Here is a 1,868-nt window from a genome sequence, read left to right on the forward strand (position 1 = left end):
CCCTCAGTTGAACCAAAGCGCAAACGTCAAAAACCCGTCGCCGCCGAACTGGCGCTGGATCTGGTCGAAATCGTCGCTGGTCGCGAGCTCGCCGCTTTCGAGGTAGGGCGCGATGGCCGGGCCGGTGATCGACAGCACGAGATCGAAGTTTTTTGGCTCGTCGAAGAAGCGCTTCATGTTGATGCCAAGCCCAGTACTGGCGGTGACGCGGAAATGCGGCAGCAGCCTGCGGCCTTCCAGGAGATCCTCGGCCATGGTCAAGGCGGCGAGCCAGGCCTGGACCTGCTCCTCGCCGACTTCGAGGCCGGTGAGCGGGTTCTCGCCCTTCTGCTGCGGTCCAGGCAGCCATTCGCGGTCATTGTCGGTCTCGGCGCGGATCGCCTTCCAGTCCTCGCGCGACAGCCGGATCATTTCCAGCAGGTGGCGGCGCGCCGCTTGCCGGCGCTCCGGTTCGATCACCGGCCAGTTGACGAGATGCACCATCGAGATGAAATCGGCGATGCGCCATTCCGAGGAGAAGATGCTCGAGCCCATATCGCCGGCCGGCGGCACCAGAATATCCTGCAGCGGCAATTTGGCGCGCGGGAACAGCATGTGAAACGAGCCGTCGAAGGTGCTCCTGAAATCATGCGCCAGCCAGAAATCGGCCTGCGCCATCAGGAACTCGGCATAGCCCTGCAGCCAGTAGCCGTCGGCGCGGTCGAAGCGGAAGGTGAGCGTGGGGGCGGCGGCGTCCGACGAGATACCGCCGCGCGAGAGTGAGGCGATGATCGCCGCCATGCTCTCGTCCGGCGCGATGGTGCCGTCCTCGTTGAGGTCGATGCCGGCATGGGTGAGATCGATGACCATGCCGATATCGGCATTGGGCGGCACCGAGGCAAACGTGGCTGCGGATTTCTCCAGCCGGTCACGGAAGCCGACCAGGATGGCGCGGAACTGCTCGTAAGTGAGCGGCTCGGGATTGGGATTGTCGGGCACTGGCAACCGCATCAGCGGCAGCATGAAGGATTGCGGGCTTTCGAAACCATGACGGTGCAGGCCGGTGGCCAGGATCTCCAGTGCGGTAAAGAACTCGCCCGCCCCGGCCGCATAGGCGGATGCCGGGTCTTTTGGCGCGGCAGCCTCCAGCGTCGAGAGAGCGGTGTCGCGCGCGGCCACGGTCTTCGCCTCAAACAATGTGGTTGCCGCTTCTGGCATTGCCGCCGACGCGGAAGACAGCGGCAGGAGCAGAATGAAAGCGGATGTCAGCAGGCCTGCCAGTCGTGTCATCTTTTCCCCCCAATGTTTGTCGCGCAGTGCAAACATACACCATTTGCAGCGTCGCGCTTCAACCCGCCCCGCGGACGGTCTACACAGGGCAAACAATTGGGCATCGCGTGTCGAATTATCCGTTTTCCTACAAGCTGTCCTGGCTGCCGCGTTTCCTGAAGCCGTCACTGGCCGGCGACGCTCAAGACTTTGCGCCGATGGCCGGGACGCTGATGGATCCACCGCCGAAGCAAGCGGTGCGGCTTGCCTTTGTCGGCGACATCTCGGCGGTGGCCAACCGCAGCGCGCCGGATTGCGATCCGGCGATCAAGGCGCTGCTCGGCGCTGCCGATCTGGTGATCGGCAATTGCGAAAGCCCTGTTGTGGACAGGCCAAGCGCGGTGCTGGGCACAAGGCTCGGCACGCATCATGCGATGAGCGAGCCGTTCCTGGCCGAGGCGCTGACGGCGGTTGGTGTTGCGCGCGAAAAACTCGTGCTGTCGCTGGCCAACAACCATGTGCTGGATCAGGGCATCGCCGGTTTCGACGAGACAATCGCGGCGTTGCTGCGGCTCGGCATCCGCACGATCGGCCTGGCCGACGGTCCGGTTGTGCCGATT

At 64.1% G+C, this 1,868-nt stretch carries 2 protein-coding genes; one reads left to right on the top strand and one right to left on the bottom strand.

Annotation, left to right across the window (positions count from 1 at the left end; translation table 11 throughout):
* Positions 1-3: 3 nt before the first annotated feature.
* Positions 4-1,269 carry a hypothetical protein gene (locus ENZ75_RS30565; protein WP_063170319.1) on the bottom strand — a complete coding sequence of 422 codons (1,266 nt, stop codon included), beginning with the start codon at positions 1,267-1,269 and terminating at the stop codon, positions 4-6.
* 107 nt (positions 1,270-1,376) lie between these two features.
* Here ENZ75_RS30565 and ENZ75_RS30570 point away from each other — a divergent pair.
* Positions 1,377-1,868: CapA family protein (locus tag ENZ75_RS30570; RefSeq protein WP_206617137.1), on the top strand; the 492-nt coding region annotated here is incomplete at its 3' end.

This window comes from Mesorhizobium sp. M7A.F.Ca.CA.002.04.1.1, from assembly GCF_004022805.1.
GTDB lineage: Bacteria > Pseudomonadota > Alphaproteobacteria > Rhizobiales > Rhizobiaceae > Mesorhizobium > Mesorhizobium ciceri.

Coding starts and splice junctions, on each gene's coding strand:
- ENZ75_RS30565 (WP_063170319.1), bottom strand. CDS start 1,269: ATGACACGACTGGCAGGCCTGCTGACATCCGCTTTCATTCTGCTCCTG.